Source organism: Hymenobacter sp. 15J16-1T3B, assembly GCF_020711235.1.
GTDB lineage: Bacteria > Bacteroidota > Bacteroidia > Cytophagales > Hymenobacteraceae > Solirubrum.
In genome coordinates this window covers 109,114-128,205 of the sequence record NZ_JAJFAV010000010.1, presented here as the reverse complement: position 1 = coordinate 128,205, position 19,092 = coordinate 109,114, and the positions used below count along the sequence as shown (strand labels likewise).

Annotated in this window: 17 protein-coding genes; 11 read left to right on the top strand and 6 right to left on the bottom strand. The window is 65.7% G+C overall.

Annotated elements, in window-relative coordinates; all coding sequences use genetic code 11:
- The first annotated feature begins 105 nt into the window (after nt 1-105).
- The 3 genes from LJ737_RS17305 to LJ737_RS17295 are packed head-to-tail and all read left to right on the top strand — an operon-like array spanning nt 106 to nt 2,797.
- Entirely contained in the window at nt 106-687 is a 582-nt protein-coding gene (locus LJ737_RS17305; protein ID WP_227768002.1) for an RNA polymerase sigma factor, read from the top strand.
- The gene (locus LJ737_RS17300) at nt 668-1,597 is read left to right on the top strand and encodes a hypothetical protein (protein ID WP_227767999.1); all 930 of its coding nucleotides are present in this window, start codon (nt 668-670) and stop codon (nt 1,595-1,597) included. The genes LJ737_RS17305 and LJ737_RS17300 overlap by 20 nt, the downstream gene beginning before the upstream one ends.
- 57 nt (nt 1,598-1,654) lie before the next feature.
- A complete protein-coding gene (locus tag LJ737_RS17295; RefSeq protein ID WP_227767998.1) occupies nt 1,655-2,797 on the top strand; it encodes an outer membrane beta-barrel protein in 1,143 nt (380 codons plus the stop codon).
- Nucleotides 2,798-3,061: 264 nt separating this feature from the next.
- Here LJ737_RS17295 and LJ737_RS17290 read toward each other — a convergent pair whose 3' ends face one another.
- Complete coding sequence (locus tag LJ737_RS17290) at nt 3,062-3,808, bottom strand: RNA methyltransferase (protein ID WP_227767996.1); 747 nt, start codon at nt 3,806-3,808, stop codon at nt 3,062-3,064.
- A gap of 60 nt (nt 3,809-3,868) precedes the next feature.
- Here LJ737_RS17290 and tamL point away from each other — a divergent pair, with 60 nt between their 5' ends.
- Complete coding sequence (gene tamL / locus LJ737_RS17285) at nt 3,869-6,400, top strand: translocation and assembly module lipoprotein TamL (protein WP_227767994.1); 2,532 nt, start codon at nt 3,869-3,871, stop codon at nt 6,398-6,400.
- A gap of 142 nt (nt 6,401-6,542) precedes the next feature.
- On the opposite strand, the gene LJ737_RS17280 is transcribed toward tamL, so the two are convergent.
- Nucleotides 6,543-8,654, bottom strand: a complete 2,112-nt coding sequence (locus LJ737_RS17280) for an alpha-ketoacid dehydrogenase subunit alpha/beta (RefSeq protein ID WP_227767992.1) — start codon at nt 8,652-8,654, stop codon at nt 6,543-6,545.
- A 207-nt stretch (nt 8,655-8,861) separates the two neighbouring features.
- Here LJ737_RS17280 and LJ737_RS17275 point away from each other — a divergent pair, with 207 nt between their 5' ends.
- The 3 genes from LJ737_RS17275 (at nt 8,862) to LJ737_RS17265 (ending at nt 11,327) form a co-directional block, all read left to right on the top strand.
- Nucleotides 8,862-9,632 carry a TerC family protein gene (locus LJ737_RS17275; RefSeq protein WP_227767990.1) on the top strand — a complete coding sequence of 257 codons (771 nt, stop codon included), beginning with the start codon at nt 8,862-8,864 and terminating at the stop codon, nt 9,630-9,632.
- A gap of 176 nt (nt 9,633-9,808) precedes the next feature.
- The gene (gene hemF / locus LJ737_RS17270) at nt 9,809-10,753 is read left to right on the top strand and encodes an oxygen-dependent coproporphyrinogen oxidase (protein ID WP_227767989.1); all 945 of its coding nucleotides are present in this window, start codon (nt 9,809-9,811) and stop codon (nt 10,751-10,753) included.
- The gene (locus LJ737_RS17265; protein WP_227767987.1) at nt 10,746-11,327 is read left to right on the top strand and encodes a phosphatase PAP2 family protein; all 582 of its coding nucleotides are present in this window, start codon (nt 10,746-10,748) and stop codon (nt 11,325-11,327) included. The genes hemF and LJ737_RS17265 overlap by 8 nt, the downstream gene beginning before the upstream one ends.
- Before the next feature lie 73 nt (nt 11,328-11,400).
- Here LJ737_RS17265 and LJ737_RS17260 read toward each other — a convergent pair whose 3' ends face one another.
- The 4 genes from LJ737_RS17260 to LJ737_RS17245 form a co-directional block, all read right to left on the bottom strand.
- Entirely contained in the window at nt 11,401-11,601 is a 201-nt protein-coding gene (locus LJ737_RS17260) for a hypothetical protein (protein ID WP_227767985.1), read from the bottom strand.
- Between the two features lie 67 nt (nt 11,602-11,668).
- Nucleotides 11,669-12,238: a hypothetical protein gene (locus LJ737_RS17255; RefSeq protein ID WP_227767983.1), complete on the bottom strand. Its 570-nt coding sequence runs from the start codon at nt 12,236-12,238 to the stop codon at nt 11,669-11,671.
- Between the two features lie 50 nt (nt 12,239-12,288).
- Entirely contained in the window at nt 12,289-12,879 is a 591-nt protein-coding gene (locus LJ737_RS17250) for a riboflavin synthase (protein WP_227767981.1), read from the bottom strand.
- Nucleotides 12,880-13,000: 121 nt separating this feature from the next.
- Nucleotides 13,001-14,419, bottom strand: a complete 1,419-nt coding sequence (locus LJ737_RS17245; RefSeq protein ID WP_227767979.1) for a sugar transferase — start codon at nt 14,417-14,419, stop codon at nt 13,001-13,003.
- A gap of 131 nt (nt 14,420-14,550) precedes the next feature.
- Between LJ737_RS17245 and LJ737_RS17240 the strand changes: the two genes are divergently transcribed.
- The 4 genes from LJ737_RS17240 to LJ737_RS17225 all read left to right on the top strand — a co-directional run bounded on the left by LJ737_RS17240 (nt 14,551) and on the right by LJ737_RS17225 (nt 19,021).
- Entirely contained in the window at nt 14,551-15,237 is a 687-nt protein-coding gene (locus tag LJ737_RS17240; protein ID WP_227767977.1) for a protein-L-isoaspartate(D-aspartate) O-methyltransferase, read from the top strand.
- A 130-nt stretch (nt 15,238-15,367) separates the two neighbouring features.
- Nucleotides 15,368-17,524 (top strand): M43 family zinc metalloprotease, encoded by a 2,157-nt coding sequence (locus tag LJ737_RS17235; RefSeq protein WP_227767975.1) that lies wholly within the window; start codon nt 15,368-15,370, stop codon nt 17,522-17,524.
- A gap of 128 nt (nt 17,525-17,652) precedes the next feature.
- Complete coding sequence (locus LJ737_RS17230; RefSeq protein WP_227767973.1) at nt 17,653-18,171, top strand: acyl-CoA thioesterase; 519 nt, start codon at nt 17,653-17,655, stop codon at nt 18,169-18,171.
- A gap of 64 nt (nt 18,172-18,235) precedes the next feature.
- On the top strand, nt 18,236-19,021 hold the full coding sequence (locus LJ737_RS17225) for a hypothetical protein (protein WP_227767971.1): 786 nt from the start codon (nt 18,236-18,238) through the stop codon (nt 19,019-19,021).
- Nucleotides 19,022-19,092: the final 71 nt, after the last annotated feature.

Below are 19,092 nucleotides of genomic sequence, written 5' to 3'. Positions count from 1 at the left end.
CGGGCCGCGGCGAAATATTTTTTTGCCCCCGGGCAACGCCGGCCACGGCTGCTCCATCTAGCGCTTCAAACACCCTGCTACTGCCCCACTCCTACCCTCTGAGCTGTGAACGAAGTCGAACTCATCAGTGCCTGCCGGCAAGGCAGCGTCCGGGCGCAGAAGCTGCTCTATGAGCGCTTCGCCGGGCTGATGCTGACGGTGTGCCTGCGCTACCTGCGCCAGCGCGCCGACGCCGAAGAGGCCATGCTCACGGGCTTCGTAAAAGTGTTTCGGGCCCTGGAGCAGTACCGCCACGAAGGCTCGTTTGAGGGCTGGATCCGGCGCATCATGGTCAACGAAGCCCTCGGGCAGCTGCGCAAGAAAGAGCCGCTGCACCTGGCCATCGACGACATGGTCACCGACGTACCCTCGACCCAGGCCACGGCCGAAAGCGACCTGGCCGCGGCCGACCTAATGCAGCTGCTGAGCGAGCTGCCGGCCGGTTACCGCACCGTGTTCAACCTGTACGCCATCGAAGGCTACACCCACCCCGAAATCAGCGAAATGCTGGGCATCTCGGAGGGCACCAGCAAGTCCCAGCTCAGCAAGGCCCGCGCCATGCTGCAGCGCCGCCTCGAAGCCGCCTCGGCTTCGGCCCTTCCATCCACCCACTCCACCTCGACGCACCATGCAACCGGAAGATATTGATAAGCTGTTTCGCGCCAAGCTCGAGCAGCACGCCACCCCGCCCCCGCCCTCGCTGTGGTACGACCTGCAGGAGCAGCTGGAACCCGAGGAACAGAAGCGCCGCGGCGGCTTTTGGATGTATGCCGTGGCCGCTGCCGTGGCCCTGCTGCTGGTAGCCGGCGGCGGCTGGCTGGTCTGGCAAGGCCGGCTCGGCGCCCCCGGCGCTCCGGCCGCCGGCACCCTGGCCACAACCACTACCCCGGCCAGCTCGGGCCTGGGCCGCGGCGACGAAAGCGCCTCGCCCGCCGAAACGGCGCCGCTGAGCACGCCCGCCGCTGATTTCGGCCGCGAATCGGTTTCGAACAAGGCTGCCGCAACCGCCGCCGTGGTGGCCCCGGCCGAACCCAACCCGGCCGCCGAAAATTTTGCAACATCGGCCGCTCGCCAGGCAACGGTCAACACCCGCTCCGCATCTACCCATCAACCGCAGCAACTACTGGCCCGCACCGAGCGCGCTGCAGCGCCCCGGACCTCGGCCGGGCCGGAAAAACCGGTTTTCCAGCCCGCCGACGAGCCTTCCGTAGCTGACTTGCACCAAGCCGTGGCCGCGCAACCGGCGCCGCAACCGGCCCCCGCCGCTTCCCTGACGCCTGCCGCCCCGGCCGGGGCTCCTGGGGGCCTACCGGCCGGCGCCATCGAAGTGGAAGTGCGCCAGCACCCGGACCAAGCCGTGGCCCTGGCCGCGGCCGACGCCGACCAAAACGCCCCGGGCCGGACGCGGCCCAGCGTGCGAGGCGTGCTGCGCCAGATGCGGCGCCTGGCCCAGGGCGAAAAACCCAACCTGGCCGAAGTCGGGCTGCCGGCCAACCCCGCCCTGACCGTGCAGGCCCGCGTGGCCGGCCACACCCTCACCAAGACGATTTCTCTCTAGTTGCTCGCGCCCCACGGCGCCCCGCTCCTTCCTTCTCCCTGACTTTCTCTACCGACTATGAAACCCGCTTCCTTTTTCGCTGCTCTTTCCGGCCTGCTGCTCTCCAGCTCCTTCGCCTCGGCCGGCAGCCTGGCCCGCGTGCCCGGCAACGACGACACCATCATGGTGAAACTGCCCAACCAGGTGTCGATGACCATCGTGGCCCGCAACAAGCAACAGCTGCGCGAGCTGAAAAACTACAAGCTCGACTCGCTGATGACCTTGCTCGACGCCTACATCACCCAGGCCGAGTCGGCCGGGCGCAAGGGCAGCAATGGGCAGGTGACCATGGAGTTTTACCCGGCCAAGGACAAGCCCGGCAGCACCGCCGCCCCCGAGCAAGTGCGCGTGACGGTGCGCGGCACCAAGCCCAACGCCGACCGCGTGGAGGTGTTCATGAACAAGAAGCTGGGCGTGGTGGTCGAAAACAGCGAAGACGCCAACGGCGACAACGTGAAGGTGAGCATCAACAGCGACGCCAAGTCCGACTCGGTGAAGCACGCCAAGCGCGAGGCCCGGCGCAACAAGCTCACCGGCACCGATTTCGGCGTGGACCTGGGCCTGAACGCGCTGGTGAACAAGAAAACCTACGCCCCCGGCGGCACCGCGCAGCCCTACGACTTGCGCACCTGGGGCTCCCGCTACGTGGCGCTGAACTGGAAGTTCTGGGCCCGCACCGGTCGCAACAGCCCGCTCTACTTCCACCTCGGCCCGGAAGTCGCCTTCAACAACTACATGCTGGAGGGCAGCCGCTACTTCGCCGCCAACGACGCGGCGGGCCGCACCGACATCGTGAAGGACGACGTGCGCAACCTCGAAAAGAGCAAGCTGGCCGTCACGACGCTGAACCTGCCGGTGGGCTTCACCCTGAAGTTCCGCGACAAGGACCACGACGAAGTGTTCCGCATTGGGGCGGGCGGCTTCGCCGGCTACCGCATCGGGGCGCACACCAAGCTGAAGTACGAGCAAGACGGCCGCACCCACAAGGACAAGGACCGCGGCAGCTACAACCTGGAGGACTTCCAGTACGGCCTCTCCGGCAGCCTCGGCGTGAAGGGCTTCGACCTCTTCGTGAAGTACAACCTGAACGACGTGTTCAAGGCCGACCGCGGCCCCAAAGCGCAGAACGTGAGCTTCGGCATCACCTTCAGCGACATCTAAGCGGCGGACTTAGCCTCTTGACGTCTGAGCCAAAAGTAGAGTCATCCTGAGCCCAAGCGAAGGACCTTGCTCGCACCCTGCGCCAACTGAGAAGCGCAGCCACCAACGCCCAATCGTCCGGGCAGGTGGCTGCGCTTCTCTTGATTAGGTACCTCCCTGAAAAAGCGTCAGTACTTCGTCGGCAGCGGCGGTACTGGGTCCGAGGAAGGTCCTTCGCTGCGCGTACGCCAGATGAGGACGACGTTCTGAAATTTGCGTTGTTCCCTACTCGCCGCGGAAAAAGTTGTCGAGCAATATCGCCGCCGAAATGGCCACGTTCAGGCTTTCGGCCTGGCCGCGGCCGGGAATGTGCAGGCGCTGGGTGAGGCAGGCTTCCACCGGCTCGGTGAGGCCGTGCGACTCGCTGCCCATCACCAGCACCCCGGTGGGGCGCAGCTGCAGGCGGTGCACGTTGTCGCCGTGCAGGTCGGCACCGTAAACGGGCAGCTCCGCGGGCAACTGCCCGAGCCAGGCGGGCAGGTCGCGCTGCCACACGGGCACGCGGGTAAACGAGCCCATGGTGGCCGCCACGGTTTTGGGATTCCAGGCGTCGGCGCAGGTATCGGACAACACCACGCCCGGCAGGCCGTACCAATCGGCCAGGCGAATGAGCGTGCCCACGTTGCCGGGGTCGCGCACTTGGTCGAGGGCCAGCAGCAGCTGCCCGGGCTGGGGGCGCAGCGGCGGCTCGTCGGGGGTGCGCACGATGGCCAGGCCCGCGTCGTTGGTTTGCAGCGTGCCCAGGCGCGTGAGTTCCTCCCCGGACACCACGTCGACGGGCACGCCCGGGGGCAGGCGCAGGCCCGGCTGGGCGGCAAATTCGGCCGTGAGCAGCAGCCGTTCGGGCTGCAGTTCGGAACTTAGCAGCTCGCGCAGGCTTTTGGCGCCTTCGACCAGGAAGGCGCCCAGGCGCTGGCGGTATTTTTTTTGGTGCAATTGCTGCACGTATTTCGCAACGGCTTTCGAAACCATCTTTCAGTGATACGACCCTTCGGCTGGGCGCCGCGGCGCGGAGTTACTTGGTTAGCAGGAATGGCTGCGGCGGCGCAGCTGGCCGCGGGCTGCTCGCCCATGCACCTGCTGGGCCCGAAGCAGCGCCTGCTCAGCACCGTACGCATCGAGGGCGTGCGGCAGCTGGAAAAAGAGCAGCTCGACGCCTTGCTGCGCCAGCGGCCCAACCGGCGCTTTCCGGTTCCGCAGCTCGCAATTTACAACCTCGGCTACACCTTCTACCATCCGGAGCGGCTGCAGGCCAAGCTTGACACCACCCAGCACGAGTACGCGGCGCGCATTGCCGCGGCCGGCACCGACTCGGTGGCCGTGGGCAAGCTGCTGCAAAAGCGCGAGCGGCGCATCCAGCGCCTGCAGCGCAAGCTCGACAAGGGCAACGCCATCATGCGCATCGGCGAGCCGCCGGTGATTTACGACTCGACGCTGACGGCCCTCACGACCGAGCAGATGGGCATTTACCTGCGCAGCAAGGGTTTTTTTCGCTCCCGCGTCGCCTACACCGACAACCCGCCCGAGCCGCTGGGCTACTTCTCGCGCCTCTTCGGCAAGGCCGACACGGCGAAGCTGGCGGACCCGGCCAAGCCGCGCAGCCGCCGCGTGACGGTGGAGTACAACGTGCACGAGGGCCCGCGCTTCCTCGTCAAGCAGCTGCGTTACGACATTCCGGACTCTGCCGTGGCCCGCATCGTCCGCGGCGACACCACCCAGCAACTGCTGCACGTGGGCCAGCCTTACGACGAGGCGCTCATCGGGCAGGAACGCGCCCGGCTGGAAACCCTGCTGAAAAACCACGGCTACTACGATTTTCAGGCCCGCTACATCACCCTGGAGGCCGACACGAGCTACGCGCCCACCACCGTGCGCCTGCTGGTGCAGGTGGCCAACCCGCCCGACGCGGCCCAGCACCAAGTGTACCGCGTGCGCCGGGTGAGCTTCGTGGCCGACGCGGGCGTGAACCGCTTCGGGCTGCAGCGCGACACGGTGCGGCGCAACGGCATCGACTACCTGGCCTACAACCACCGCTTCAGCACCCGCATCCTGGACCGCAAGCTGCTGGTGCGCCCCGGCGACCGGTACAGCCTGACCAACACCATCCAGACCCAGCGCCAGCTCGCCGCCCTTGACGTGTTCCGCTACACGTCCATCAACTACCAAAAGCCGCCGGTGGCCGATTCGCTGCGCGGCATTTTGGACGCGACGGTGAGCACCACCCCGCAGAAACGGGCGCAGTATTCGTCGGAGCTCGGGGGCACTTACGTGGCGACCCTGCCCGGGCCGTTCGGCAACTTCCGCGTGCGCGTGCGCAACGTGTTCGGCGGGGCCGAGGTGCTCGACCTGGGCCTGCGCGCGGGCCTGGAAGGGCAGTTTCCGCTGACCGGCAACGTGAACAGCAAGCCCGACCAACCCCAACTGACCACCCAGCTCGGGGCCAACGTCAACCTGATTCTGCCCCAGTTTCTGGTGCCGTGGCGCACCAACCGCTACTTCACCAACTACAGCCCCCGCACGCGCCTGACGGCCAGCGCCACCTACGTGGGGCGCCCCGAATACAAACGCACCAACCTAGAAGCGTCCTACGACTACATCTGGGAGCGAAACGCCTTCCACCAGTTCATCTTCACCCCGCTGGACGTGAGCTTGGTGTTCACCAACAACTTCGACCCCGGCTTCCGCACGACGCTGGAAAAACTGCCCAACGGAGCCGCGCTGCTGCGCTCGTTTCAGTCGGTACTGGTGCCGAGCATCAACGCTACTTCCCTCTACAACGACAACGACTTCACCCAAACCCGCGACGCGCGCTACCTGCGCCTCTTCGCGGAAGTGGGCGCGCCCGGCCGGTCGCTCTACACCAAGAACGGGGCCAGCACCAATCACCAGATCGGGGGCGTGGAGGTGTACGATTTTATCCGCCTGAGCGCCGACTACCGCCGGTACCACAAGCTCACGGCGCACCAGTTTCTGGTGTGGCGCCTCAACGGGGGGCTGGCCACCGCCCTGTCACCCACCACCGTGCGCAACACAGTAACACACACTGAAACAGTTTCTTACGTCATACCCTACGACCGGTACGTGTTTGCGGGCGGCGGCTCGAGCGTGCGCGCGTGGTTTCCGCGCCGTTTGGGCACCGGCTCCTACGTGCCCCGCGACACCCTGGGCAAACCCACCGACGCGGAAACCTTTGAACAACCCGGGGAAGTGCTGCTGGAGGGCAGCGTGGAATACCGCTTCCCGCTCTACGACCTCATCAACGGGGCCGTCTTCACCGATTTCGGCAACGTGTGGACGCTGCAGGGTTCGGCCGGGCGCGCCGGCTCCGACTTCCGCCTCAACCGCTTCTACCGCGAATTCGCCGTCGGCTCGGGCCTGGGCCTGCGCTTCGACTTCACTTTCCTCATCGTACGGCTTGACTTCGCGGCCAAAGTGTACAACCCCGTGGTGGCGCAGGGCAGCAAGTTTGTGCTGCCCAACGCGAGCGTGTTTAACCTCAACAAGCGCACCGGCTCCGACGCCAATCCGGTGCGCCTGAACATCGGCATCGGCTACCCCTTCTAAGGCAAGGGTGAAATTGTGAGGTGGTGAATTCGCTCGCCTGGCTTAATAACGGAAACGCCCCGGCAACCAAAGTTGCCGGGGCGTTGTAGCGTCAGTACGGGTGGAGCTGCTCTTCGCAACTCCACCTTTCACAATTTCACCGTTAGTAGCCGAGCAGTTCTTGCAGGGCCGCCAGGGTTTTGTCGGCGTTGGGCAGCATCTGCTTTTCCAGCTCCACGTTCAGGGCAATGGCGGGCAGGTTGGCGGCGCCCAGGGTGAAGACCGGCGCGTCGAGCTGCTGGAAGCAGTGGCGCTGGATGCGGCCGGCCAAGCTTTCGGCGAAGCTGTTCATCAGGGGTTCTTCCGTGAGCACCAGCACCTTGCCGTGGCGCCGCGTGGCGGCCTGTACGGCCTCCCAGTCGAGCGGGTTCAGGGTGCGCAGGTCCAGGATTTCCACCTGCCCGGGCAGCTGCTTGCTAGCGGCCTTGGCCCAGTACACGCCCATGCCGTAGGTGACGACCACGCAGGTGTCGCCCGCGGCCAGCTTTTCGGCGGAAGCTTCCTGCACCACGTTGGCTTTGCCCAGCGGAATGACGTAGCCGGCGGCGGGCTCCACGGTTTTGGCGTCCTCGGTGCCGGGCACCTTGCTCCAGTAGATGCCTTTGTGCTCCAGCATCACCACCGGGTTGGGGTCGAGGAAGGCGGCGCGCATCAGCCCCTTCATGTCAGCGGCGTTCGAGGGGTACACCACCTTGATGCCGCGGATGGTGAGCAGCGTGCTTTCGATGGAGCCGGAGTGGTAAGGCCCGCCCCCGCCGTAGGCGCCGATGGGCACCCGGATCAGGCTTTGCACCGGAAACTTGCCCACGGAGAGGTAGCAGGACTTCGACAGCTCCTCCACCAATTGGTTCAGGGCCGGCCAGATGTAGTCGGCAAACTGAATTTCGACAATCGGCTTGGCCCCTACGGCCGACATGCCGGCCGTCGAGCCCACAATGTAGGCTTCCTGGATGGGCGTGTTGAACACGCGGGCGTCGCCGTACTTTTTGGCCAGCAGCGCTGCCTCGCGGAACACCCCACCCAACTCCCCGCCCACGTCCTGGCCGTAGAACAGGGCCTCCGGGAACTCGCGCAGAATATCGTCCACCGCGTGCAGGGCCGCGTCCACCATGATGGCCTTGTCGGCGCCCTGCGGGCTTCGCTCGCCGGCTTCCTCGGTCACGGCCGCCGGGGCAAACTCGTGCTCAGCGAAGGTGGCCGGGTCGGGGTTCGGGGCGGCCAGGGCCCGCTGGTAGTCTTCCTGCACCGTGGCCTGGGCCGCGGCCGTGGCGTAGCCCAGCTCGCCCTCGGCGAAGCCCTCGGTGAGCAGTTGCTGATGAAAGCGCGGCAGCGGGTCGTTCTGCTGGTGCTCCGTGAGGTTGTCGCCGCGGTACCATTCGCGGCGCACGCCGCTGGTGTGGTGGCCCAGCAAGGGGCATTTGGCGTGCACCAGCACCGGGCCGCGGCGCTGCCGCACGTACCCGGTGGCGGCCTGCATGGTGGCGAAGCTGTCGACGAAGTCGGCCCCGTCGCACTGCAGGCGGTGCAGGCCCTTGAAGCCGGCGGCAAATTCGTAGGCATTCATGGAGCGCATTTCGCGGCCCGTGGCCGAAATACCCCACTCGTTGTCTTGCACCAAATAGATAATGGGCAACTGGTGCAGGGCGGCCATCTGCAGGGCCTCGGCCACCTCGCCCTCGGTCATGGCCCCGTCGCCGATGCTGCAGAGCACCACGGGCTGCTCGGCGGCCGTGGGCAGTTGCTGCTGGCTTTCCAGGTACTTCACCGCGTGGGCCATGCCGGTGGCCGGAATGGCCTGCATGCCGGTGGCCGAGCTCTGGTGCGGAATAACCGGCACGCCGGGCCGGCGCAGCGAGGGGTGCGAGTAGTAGGTGCGCCCGCCCGAGAACGGGTCGTCGCGCTTGGCCATGAGCTGCAGCATCAGCTCGTAGGGCTGCAAGCCCAGGCCGAGCATAAACGCGTCGTCGCGGTAGTAGAGGGCGCAGTAGTCGGTTTCGCGCAGCTGAAAGGCGGCCGCCAGCTGAATGGCTTCGTGGCCGCGGGCCGTGGCGTGCACGTACTTGGCCGTCACGGCTTTGTTTTCTTCGTAGAGGCGGGCCATTTCGGCCGAGGTCTGCATCAGGCGGTAGGCCCGCAGCAGGGTGGCGCGGTCGGGGTGGGCGGCGCCGGCGGCAACGTCGGTTTCGGGAGCGTCCAGGGCGGGGGTGGTTTGCATGCTGGAAAACAAGCGGTGGCGAAGGCCCGAAATTACGGTATCGGGAGCAGATGCGCGGGGCCGCACCCAAACACCTGTTAGTTTTTCTCGTTCCCGGCCCGCGGTGGCCGTTTTGGGCTCACCGGACCGGCGCCATCCCCGGGCTGCAGCAGGCGCCGCACCGCCCCAGCTCATACCCCGGCCGGCCGCGCCGCCGTACTCCCCGGTATGTTCGACCTCTCTGCCTTCGCCAGCGCCGAAACCTGGATCAGCCTGCTCACGCTCACCTTTATGGAAATCGTGCTGGGCATCGACAACATCATCTTTATCTCCATCGTGGTGAACCGGCTGCCGGCCGAGCAACACGCGCGCGGCCGCACCCTGGGTCTGCTGCTGGCCCTGGTGTTTCGCATCGGGCTGCTGCTGAGCATCAGCTGGATCGTGGGTCTGAAGGAGCCGCTGTTTCACGTGGACGTGCCCTGGGCCGACCACGACTTCGGCGTGACCGGCCGCGACATCATTCTCTTCATCGGCGGCTTGTTTCTGATCGGCAAGAGCACCACCGAAATCCACACCAAGCTGCAGGGCGAGGACGACGCGGCCGACCGGCCGGGCGCGGCCACGAGTTTCGCCAAGATCATGGTCCAAATCGTGCTCATCGACGTGGTTTTCTCCTTCGACTCCATCCTGACGGCCGTGGGGCTGGTGAGCAACGTGCTGGTGATGATTGTGGCCGTGCTGCTCTCCATGGGCGTGATGCTGGCCTTCGCCCGCGTCATTGCCGACTTCGTCAACCGCCACCCCACGGTGAAAATGCTGGCCCTCTCGTTCCTGATTATGATCGGGGTGATGCTGGTGGCCGAGGCCTTCCACCAGGAAATTCCGAAGGGCTACGTGTACTTCGCCATGGCCTTCTCGCTGGGGGTGGAGCTGCTGAACATGCGCCTGCGCAAAAACGCCGAGCCGGTGCACCTGCGCCAATCCAAACTGCGCGACTAAGCCCGTCCGGACCCACCAACGCCGAAAATCTGCCACCTTTGCGGCTGACAACAAACACCCACCGGGGCTGATTTTCGTCAGTCCGGCCGGCGGCGGCGGCTCGTTGTTTTGCGGCGTCTTCACCCTCGCCGCCCCGCATGGACGCCCCGCTGTTTTCCTCCGCCTTAGCTCCCCTCATGACGACCGATACCGACACGACGCTGACGCCCTTCCGCCACACCGTGGAGCAGTGGATGCGCCAGTTTCAGAAGTGGCTCTACACCGAGCTGGAAACCACCGACGGCGCGGCCACCTTCCAGCCCGACGTGTGGCAGCACCATTCGGGCGGCGGCGGCGAGTCGCGCGTGATTCAACACGGGCGCATCCTGGAAAAAGGCGGCGTCAACTTCTCGGCCGTGCAGGGGCAGATGAGCGAGCAGGCCGCCCGCGTGCTGCTCATGCCCGACCCGAACTACTTCGCCACCGGCGTGTCGGTGGTGCAGCACCCGCGCAGCCCCATGGTACCCATTTCGCACATGAACGTGCGCTATTTCGAGGCCGGCAACGGCGAGGCCTGGTTTGGCGGCGGGTTGGATCTGACCCCGATTTACGTGGACATACGGCAGGCGCGCTGGTTTCACGAGCAGATTGCCGCCGTCTGCGACGAGCACGACCCTACGTACTACCCGCGCTTCAAGCAGTGGGCCGACGACTACTTCTACCTGCCCCACCGCCAAGAAACCCGCGGCGTGGGCGGCATCTTCTTCGACCGCCTCACCGCGGGCAAGGACGGCGACCGGGACCAGCTCTTCGCTTTCGTCAAGGCCGTGGGCGAGGTGTACGGCCGCACCTACTGCGAGCTGATGCGCCGCAACGCCGACCGGCCCTACTCGGAGCGCGAGGTGCAGTGGCACATGCTGCGCCGGGCCCGCTACGCCGAATTCAACCTGGCCTTCGACCGCGGCACCCGCTTCGGGCTCGAAACCGGCGGGCGCACCGAAAGCATTCTGATGAGCCTGCCCCCGCGCTGCGAGTGGCACTACAACCAGCAGCCCGAACCCGGCTCCGCGGAAGAAGAAACCCAGCAGTGGCTGAAAAAGGGCGTAAATTGGCTCGCCCATTCGCCCACTTCGCTTGATTGACCATCTGCAGGCGCTGGACCGCTGGCTGCTGGTGTCGGCTAACAACGCCGCCACCCCGGCCCTGGACCGGCTCATGATTTTCTTTTCCGACCGCTTCGTGTGGTTTCCGGCTTACCTGGTCCTGGTGGTGGCCCTGTGCTACTACGTTGGCCGGCGCGCCACCCTGCTGCTGCCCTTGCTGGGCCTGAGCGTGGCCCTGGCCGACAGCATCAGCAGCCGCTTTTTCAAGCCCTACTTCGCCCGGCTGCGCCCCTGCCACGACCCGGACCTCTCGGCCACGCTGAACCTGGCCCACGGCTGCGGCGGGCAGTTCGGCTTTATTTCTTCGCACGCGGCCAATGCCTTCGCGCTGGCCGTGTTCCTGGGCCTGGCCCTGCCCCCGCGCTTCCGCCTGGCCAAAGTCATGCTGCTGGTGTGGGCCGCGCTGGTAAGCTTCAGCCGCATCTACCTGGCCGCCCACTACCCCTCCGACGTGCTGGCCGGCGCCACGCTCGGCTCCCTGCTGGCCTGGGGCTGCTACTGGCTGTACCGCAAGGGCGCGCAGCGCTGGTACCCCGCCGCCCCGACGGCCTGAGCTAGCGACTGGTGATTTCGCACACAAAAAAGCCCTTCCGCCAATGCGGAAGGGCTTTTTTGTGGAATGCCAGCTAGCGAGCGGGTTTGCGGTTGCCGGTGTGGCCGTCGCCCCGGTCGCCCTGGCCGGGCTTGCTGGTGATGCGGGAGTTGTGCTTGTCGTCCTGCGAGAGGGAGCGGTGAATGTCCACCTCGCTGGTAAATTGGCCTTTATCGTTGCGGCGCACGTAGCGCTTGTCGCCGGGCGTGGGCTCGATCAGTTCGCGTTTTGACATGATGGAGAAGGAGTTGGTACTCCTTCCCTCCTACGCAGCCAGCCGCGAAAAGTGCCAACGGTGGAGCTTACGTTACCGCATGCACACCAACGGCTCCGCCTTCCATCACGATGCCGATGAATGCTTTGGGGAGCTCCGGCTTGCTGAGCTGGTTCATGTGGCGGGCACAATACCCAAAATATTTCTTGGCCTCGTTCATGTTCATCTTGGCCGTACCGGGGTAACAGAACGCCACGTAAATGGTCGGCGCATCAATGGTGTGGGCCACGCGGGAAATGAATTTTTTAGCTATCTGATCGGCCCGGTTTTTATCCAGCTCGATAACCACCTTGTACAGCAGCCCGTCCAGCTCCGCGCTCAGATACAGATCATACGCATCATCGTAATCGGGCGAACAACGCTCCTCCTGCCGCCAGCCAACCGACACAGCCTGGTTGAGTGCCTCCGCCAACTGGTGTTGAAAGCCTTGCACCAAACTCCGTTGCTGCTTTTGGTCACTGCCCAGCAGGGTAGAAAAAGCCAATACGCCATCCACCTTCAAACAAGTATCGACTAATTGCTCGGCAAACTGCTTTGCCTTCGGACCTAAAAAAGCCGCATTCGGGACTGTATTGATTACCAATACGGATTGTAGCATAATCGTCAGTAACTGTACCGCCGGTTTGATGCAGCAGATGAGAGGGGCCGTTACCGGCCCAGCAGCTTGGCCACGTACTTGCCCACGATGTCAAACTCCAGGTTCACCCGGTCGCCGGGCTGCAGGTGCTGGAAGGTGGTGTGCTCGTGGGTGTAGGGAATGATGGCCACTGAAAAGCCGTCGTCGGTGCTGTTGAAGCAGGTCAAGCTCACGCCGTTGACGCAGATGGAGCCCTTCTCCACCGTCACGCGGCCGGGGCCAGTGTCGTGGCGGAAGCGGTAGAGCCAGGAGCCGTTCTGGTCCTCCACCGACTCGCACACGGCCGTCAAATCCACGTGGCCCTGCACGATGTGGCCGTCGAAGCGGCCGTTGGCGGCCAGGCAGCGCTCCAAATTCACCTGCCGGCCCTCGGCCCAGCTGCCCAGGTTGGTTTTCTGCAGCGTCTCGGCTATGGCCGTGACGGTGTGCGTGCCGGCCGCGGCGTTCAGCGCTACCACGGTCAGGCACACTCCGTCGTGGGCCACGCTCTGGTCGATTTGCAGCTCGCTAAAAAAGGGCGAGGCGACGGTAAAGTGACGGTTGGTGCCCTCGGTGCGCACCGCCGTGATGGTGCCGAGGGCTTCGATGATGCCGGTGAACATTCTTGAACGTGCGGAATGGGATGAATGTGCTTAATGTGGTGGAAGGCCAAAATGTTTGAGGCGGCCGACGCTGCAACAGGCAGAACAGCCCCATTCCATACATTAAGCCCGTTCCCGCACATTACTTGCCGCGGCCTTCCACGATGATTTTCAGCGTGTAAAGCATCACGCGGAAGTCCATGGCCAGCGACATGTTTTCGATGTAAAGGATGTCGTACTTGAGGCGCTGCACCATTTGCTCCACCGTTTCGGCGTAGCCGTACTTCACCTGGCCCAGCGAGGTGATGCCGGGGCGCACGCGGTGCAGGTGGCGGTAGTGCGGGGCCACTTTGGTAATTTGGTCGATGAAGAACTGCCGCTCGGGGCGCGGGCCCACCAGGCTCATGTCGCCCTTGATGACGTTCCAGAACTGCGGCAGCTCGTCGAGGCGCACCTTGCGCATGAAGCGGCCCCAGGGCGTGATGCGCGGGTCGTTTTTGCTCGACAGGGCCGGCCCCAGCCGCTCGGCGTCGACGTACATCGAGCGGAACTTGTAGATCTTGAAGGGCTTGCCGTGAATGCCGATGCGCTCCTGGGCAAAGAAAATCGGCCCCGCCGAGGACAGGCGCACCATCACCGCGGTGAAGGCGTACACCGGCCAGGCCAGCAGCAGAAACAGCGAGGAGCCCACCACGTCGATGATGCGCTTGACGACTTCCTGCCACACCGGCAGCAAATCGTGCTTGATTTCGATGAGCGGGGTGCCGAACAAATGATTCACCTTCACCGAGCCCAGCAGAATCTGGTACACGTCGGGCAGCACGCTCACGCGCGCCGGGGTGCCCTCCAGTTGGGCCAGCACCTGCTGAATCATGCGGTGCTCGGAGGGCTCCAGGGCCACCACCACTTGCTCGATGTGCAGGGCCCGAATCAGGGCCGGCAGCCGCTCGTAGGAGCCGCGGCGGGGCAGCTCGGTGGCCAGCTGCGGGTCCACCGCGTCGCCCACCGGCACGAAGCCGATGATGTTCAGGCCCAGATGAGAGTTGGAGCGGTCCAGCTCGCGGAAGGTTTCCAGGGCCAGCGGACTGGAGCCCACCAGCAGGGAGTTGAAGGAAATGACGCGGCGGCGCACTAGGCGCTGAATGCTGGTAATGGCCCAGGTCCGCAGCACGGCCGTGATGGTGAAGTGCAGCAGGAAGTAGGCCGATATCGTCTTATAGTAGAGCCGGTAGTTGCTCACGCCCTGGTCGTCGAGCAGCAGGGCGAAGAAGATAACCACCGCGCCCAGAAACGAGATGCGCGCCAGGCGGATAATCTCGCCCACCCGGGACTTGCGGAAAATGTCGCGGTACTCGCCGATGAGCGCGTAGAGGGCCACCCAGAAGGCGGCAATCATCAGGGCCGAGCCCGTGAGGGTAAATAGCTGGTCGCCGGTAAAGCGGTAGCCGGCGTTGATTTCGCTCAGCAGGTACTTGCGCAGCAGGTAAAAGCAACCCCAGGCCAGCAGGCCCGCCCCAAAATCGGCGGCCAGCAGCTTAAACTTTTGCAGGGAGCGAATCAACGCGGCAGAAATGAAAATCGTAAGGAACCGAAACTCGACCGGCGGCACAAATACCGCGCCGCCGTAGCTTTGCGGGAGCAAACCACCGCCCGCCGCGCGCAAAGGTAGGGCGGTTTTGTCCGCCGTTCGCCATGCCCGCCTTCCCCACCTCTTCCGCCGACTCCGCCCCCGACTCGTACCGCCACCGCGGCCAGCGCCGCGCGCTGGTGACGGAGCTGAGCCGCAAGGGCATCCGCGACGAACGGGTGCTCGGGGCCATCGGGCAGGTGCCGCGCCATTTGTTTTTCGATCCGGCATTCGAGTCGCACGCCTACCACGACAAGGCCTTTCCCATCGGCGAGGGGCAAACGATTTCGCAGCCTTACACCGTGGCTTACCAGACCGAGCTGCTGCAGGTGCAGCCCGGGCAGCGCGTGCTGGAGGTAGGCACCGGCTCGGGCTACCAGGGCGCCGTGCTGCTCACGCTCGGGGCCGAGCTCTACACCATTGAGTACAACCGCGTGCTCTTCGAGCGCACCCGGCAGCGGCTCGGGCAGCTGGGCTACCGCGGCGCCCACCTCTTCTGCGGCGACGGCTCGGTGGGCCTGCCCGCCCTCGCCCCCTTCGACCGCATCCTGGTGACGGCCGCCGCCCCGGCCCTGCCCCGGCCCCTGCTGGAGCAACTGCGCGTGGGCGGGGTGCTGGTGGTGCCGGTGGGCTCGGAGCAGGTGCAGCGCATGGTGCGCGTCACGCGCGAGTCGGCCGGCAGCTTCGCCCGCGAGGACTTCGAGGAGTTTCGCTTCGTGCCGCTGCTCGGGGCGGCGGGCTGGGCGGGGTAAGGCAGCGCGGCACGGCGTTCAAATCCACGCATTTGTCCTTATCTTGGGCAACCTTATGGCCCGGCATCCGGGCTGTGGGGCGGCGGGCTTGCATGGCCGTCACCACCCATCTTTCACCCTAACCCCCTTCATGTTACGCAAAGCTTTACCCGCCCTGTGGCTGGCTGCTGCGGCCGTGTTTGGATCGGCCGTAGAGGCTGAGGCCCAACGCCGCGAACATCCGGAACACACCTACGGCTTCCGCTGCGCTTACGACAGCGTGCAGCAGGACCAGTTCCGGCGCAACCCCGGCCAGGAACAGGAATACAAGAACTTTCTGCGCCGCGTAGCCGAGATGACGCCGGCCGAGCAGGCGCGCCTCAACGCCTTGCCCGACGTGCGGGTGCCGGTGGTGTTTCACGTGATTCACAACGGCGGCACCAGCAATATTTCCGACGCGCAGGTGCTCGATGCCTTACGCATTATCAACCGCGACTTCAACAAGGAAAACCCCGACACGGCCAACATCGACTCGCGCTTCGTGGCGCTGGCCTCCCGCCCGGGCTTTAAGTTCGTGTTGGCCCAGAAGGACCCCAACGGCAACTGCACCACCGGCATCACGCACACCTACTCCACGCAGACGCTGGTGGGCGACAACAACGTGAAAAACGTGATTCGCTGGGACACGAACCGCTACCTCAACATTTGGGTGTGCGAGCGGGCCAACGGCGCCGGCGGCTACGCGTTTCTGCCCTGCACCGGCGGGTCGCTCAACGACGGCATCGTCATCACCAACACGCAGTTCGGCAGCATCGGCCGCTCCTGCCGCTCGAACTTCTGCGTCCGTTCGCTCACCCACGAGGTGGGCCACTACTTCGGCCTGCCTCACACCTGGGGCGGCTCGAACACGCCGGGCCTGGCCTCGAACTGCGGCATCGACGACGGCATTGCCGATACGCCGAACACGGTGGGCGCCAGCCAGAACTGCGACCTGAACGAAGCAACCTGCGGTCCGGTGGCCAACACCGAGAACTACATGGACTATGCCACCTGCGCCAAGATGTTTACCATCGGGCAGCGCACGGTGATGCGGGCTTCGCTGGCCCTGGCCTGCCGCTCCACGCTGGTATCGGTGGCCAACCAGATTGCCACCGGCACCAACGACGGCTACCAGGCGCCCTCTTGCGCACCGGTGGCCGCGTTTAGCGTAGCCAGCAGCGTCATCTGCCCCGGCGGCAGCGTCGACTTCGTCGACGGCTCCTACGGCGACCTGGGCACGGTGAACTACGCCTGGAGCTTCCCCGGCGGCTCGCCCAGCAGCGCCACCACCCAGAACGTGACCGTGACCTACGCCACTCCCGGTACCTACAACGCTACGCTGACCATCACCGGCACCACCGGCACGAGCACCGTCACGCAGCAGCAGATTGTGCGCGTGCTCGGCACCAACGCGGCCATTCCGGCGACCTACGCCCAGCCCTTCGAGGACGATACCTGGGCGGCCAACCCCACCGACGCCGACAAAAACTGGCGCAACGAAGCTGCTCCGGGCGGCACGGAACGCTGGACGCGCGTGACCAACGTCAATGGCCCGAGCCAGACCGGCAACGCGGCCCTGCGCCTGCGCCCGGCCAACATCAGCCCCGGCGCCGTGACGACGCTGTACTCGCCGCTGATCAACCTGGCCGCCGCGGGCAGCGTCACCGACAACCAAGTGTCGTTTGACTACGCCTACGCCCGCCTCACCTCGACGTCGAGCGACGCGCTGCGCGTGGCCTTCAGCACCGACTGCGGCGTGACGTGGACCAGCAACCTGAACATTGCCACGGGCATCCTGGTGAGCAACACCGGCGCCACGCCCGTGACGGGTAGCTTCGTGCCTACTGCCTCGGAGTGGCGCACGCGCACCCTCAGCGTGCCGGCGGCCATGCAAGCGGCTCCCCGCCTGCTGGTGCGCATCGAGCACGTGGCCGGCGGCGGCAACAACCTGTTCATCGACAACTTCCGGGCGGCATCGGCCACGGCCACGCGCACCCGCGAAATGAGCACCCGCAACTTCAGCGTGCTGCCCAACCCGCTCACCCAGGAAACGGCCGTGCAATTCACGCTCGACCAGCCCGAAACGGCCCAGGTGCAGGTGCAGGACTTGGTGGGCCGGACCGTGTTTACGCTGCCCGCCCAGCGCCTCGGCGCCGGCCAGCAGCGCCTCGCGCTCGGCGCCGAAGGCAAGCGCCTGAGCCCGGGCGTGTACCTGGTGCAGCTTACCGTGGGCCAGCAACGCCTGACCTCGCGCGTGCTGGTGCAATAGGCTCCGGAAGCCCCGCTTCTTACTGCCGCCCCCGTGCCGTTTGGCGCGGGGGCGGTTCGTTTTTAGGGCTGGGGCCGCGGCGGGGCCAACGGGGCGCTATCTTTGCGGCCGAATTTTCCCCTCCTGCTATGCGCAAACAAAAGTTCGTCAGCGAGTCCTTCGTGCGAATGACCGAATTGGTGCTGCCCAACGATACCAACACGCTCAACAACCTGATGGGCGGCCGCATGATGCACCTGATGGACGTGGCCGCCGCCATTTCGGCCCAGCGTCACTCCAACCGCATCGTTGTGACGGCCTCCGTCGACAACGTGTCCTTCCGCGAAGGCATCAAGCTCGGCAGCGTGGTCACGCTCGAAGCCAAGGTGACGCGCGCCTTCAGCTCGTCCATGGAAGTGCACATCGACGTGTGGGCCGAAGACATTCCCTCGGGCACCAAGATCAAGTCGAACGAGGCCTTTTTCACTTTCGTGGCCGTCGACCAGTCGGGCCGCCCCATCGACGTGCCCGAAGCCGTGCCCGAAACCCACGAGGAAATCAGCCACTACGACGGGGCCCTGCGCCGCCGGCAGCTGCGCCTGGTGCTGGCCGGCCGCCTCAAGCCCCAGGACGCGACCGAGCTGAAAGCCATGTTCGACCTGGAATAACCGGCGGATTCCTGCCGGTTGTTGGTTACCTTCGGTAAGCCCCACTGCCTAGCCCTTTTCGCCCGTGGACGACGCCACCCTCGCCTTTTACCAACAGCTCTACGCGGGCACACCGCTTTACGTGGTGCCCGAACGCCCCGCCGCGCCCCGGCCCGCCGGTGCGGCGCCGGTAGCTGCCGCCGCACCAGCCGCGGAGCCTGCTGCTCATTCGCCGGCCCCGGTGCCCACGGCCTCGGTGGTTCCGGCGCCAGCCGCCGTAGCGCCGCCGGCCACGCCCAGCGCGTCCGAGTCAGATCCGCCAGCGCCCGGCCGTTTGCCTTCCCTGGCTGATTTGCGGGCGGCCCGGCAGGCGGCCGTAGCTCCGGCTCCAGTTCCCGCCCCGGCTGCCCCAACCCCGCCCCCAGTTGCTGCGGCGCCGCCGGTGGAGCCCGCAGCAGCGCCCGTTCGGCAGCCCACGCCCTTCGACACGCTGGGCAGCAATGCCAACGGGCTGGTGCTGCTCGTACGCCTCGACGACCCGGAGCGGCTGCCGCGCATGCAGCGCAATGTGTTCCTGAACAACATGCTCAAGGCCATTGAGCGGGTGATGGAGGAGTGCGTCATCGTCAACGTCCGCTCGCCCTACCCCGTGAGCCTGGAGGACTTGCGCGCCCGCGGCCTGGCCGTGCGCGAGGTCATCGGCTTCGGCAAAAACCTGCTCGACGTGGCCACCAAGCGCACCCAGCCCTACGAGCCCGTGCGCATCGGGGACGTGGCCTACCTGCCCGCAGCCGAGGTGGAAATCATCGAGTACGACAACGGCCGCAAAAAACAGCTGTGGCAGGCCCTGCAACGGATGTTTTTGGGCTAGGCCACGGCTAGCTCTTCCCGCCATAGAATAAAAAGCCCCTCGGCAACTGTCGAGGGGCTTTTTGCTGGGCT

What these genes read in the sequence shown, in the direction of transcription:
- LJ737_RS17280 (WP_227767992.1), bottom strand. Translation starts at nt 8,654, where the DNA reads ATGCAAACCACCCCCGCCCTGGACGCTCCCGAAACCGACGTTGCCGCC.
- LJ737_RS17295 (WP_227767998.1), top strand. Translation starts at nt 1,655, where the DNA reads ATGAAACCCGCTTCCTTTTTCGCTGCTCTTTCCGGCCTGCTGCTCTCC.
- LJ737_RS17290 (WP_227767996.1), bottom strand. Translation starts at nt 3,808, where the DNA reads ATGGTTTCGAAAGCCGTTGCGAAATACGTGCAGCAATTGCACCAAAAA.
- LJ737_RS17250 (WP_227767981.1), bottom strand. Translation starts at nt 12,879, where the DNA reads ATGTTCACCGGCATCATCGAAGCCCTCGGCACCATCACGGCGGTGCGC.
- LJ737_RS17275 (WP_227767990.1), top strand. Translation starts at nt 8,862, where the DNA reads ATGTTCGACCTCTCTGCCTTCGCCAGCGCCGAAACCTGGATCAGCCTG.
- tamL (WP_227767994.1), top strand. Translation starts at nt 3,869, where the DNA reads ATGGCTGCGGCGGCGCAGCTGGCCGCGGGCTGCTCGCCCATGCACCTG.
- LJ737_RS17300 (WP_227767999.1), top strand. Translation starts at nt 668, where the DNA reads ATGCAACCGGAAGATATTGATAAGCTGTTTCGCGCCAAGCTCGAGCAG.
- LJ737_RS17240 (WP_227767977.1), top strand. Translation starts at nt 14,551, where the DNA reads ATGCCCGCCTTCCCCACCTCTTCCGCCGACTCCGCCCCCGACTCGTAC.
- hemF (WP_227767989.1), top strand. Translation starts at nt 9,809, where the DNA reads ATGACGACCGATACCGACACGACGCTGACGCCCTTCCGCCACACCGTG.
- LJ737_RS17260 (WP_227767985.1), bottom strand. Translation starts at nt 11,601, where the DNA reads ATGTCAAAACGCGAACTGATCGAGCCCACGCCCGGCGACAAGCGCTAC.
- LJ737_RS17230 (WP_227767973.1), top strand. Translation starts at nt 17,653, where the DNA reads ATGCGCAAACAAAAGTTCGTCAGCGAGTCCTTCGTGCGAATGACCGAA.
- LJ737_RS17235 (WP_227767975.1), top strand. Translation starts at nt 15,368, where the DNA reads ATGTTACGCAAAGCTTTACCCGCCCTGTGGCTGGCTGCTGCGGCCGTG.
- LJ737_RS17255 (WP_227767983.1), bottom strand. Translation starts at nt 12,238, where the DNA reads ATGCTACAATCCGTATTGGTAATCAATACAGTCCCGAATGCGGCTTTT.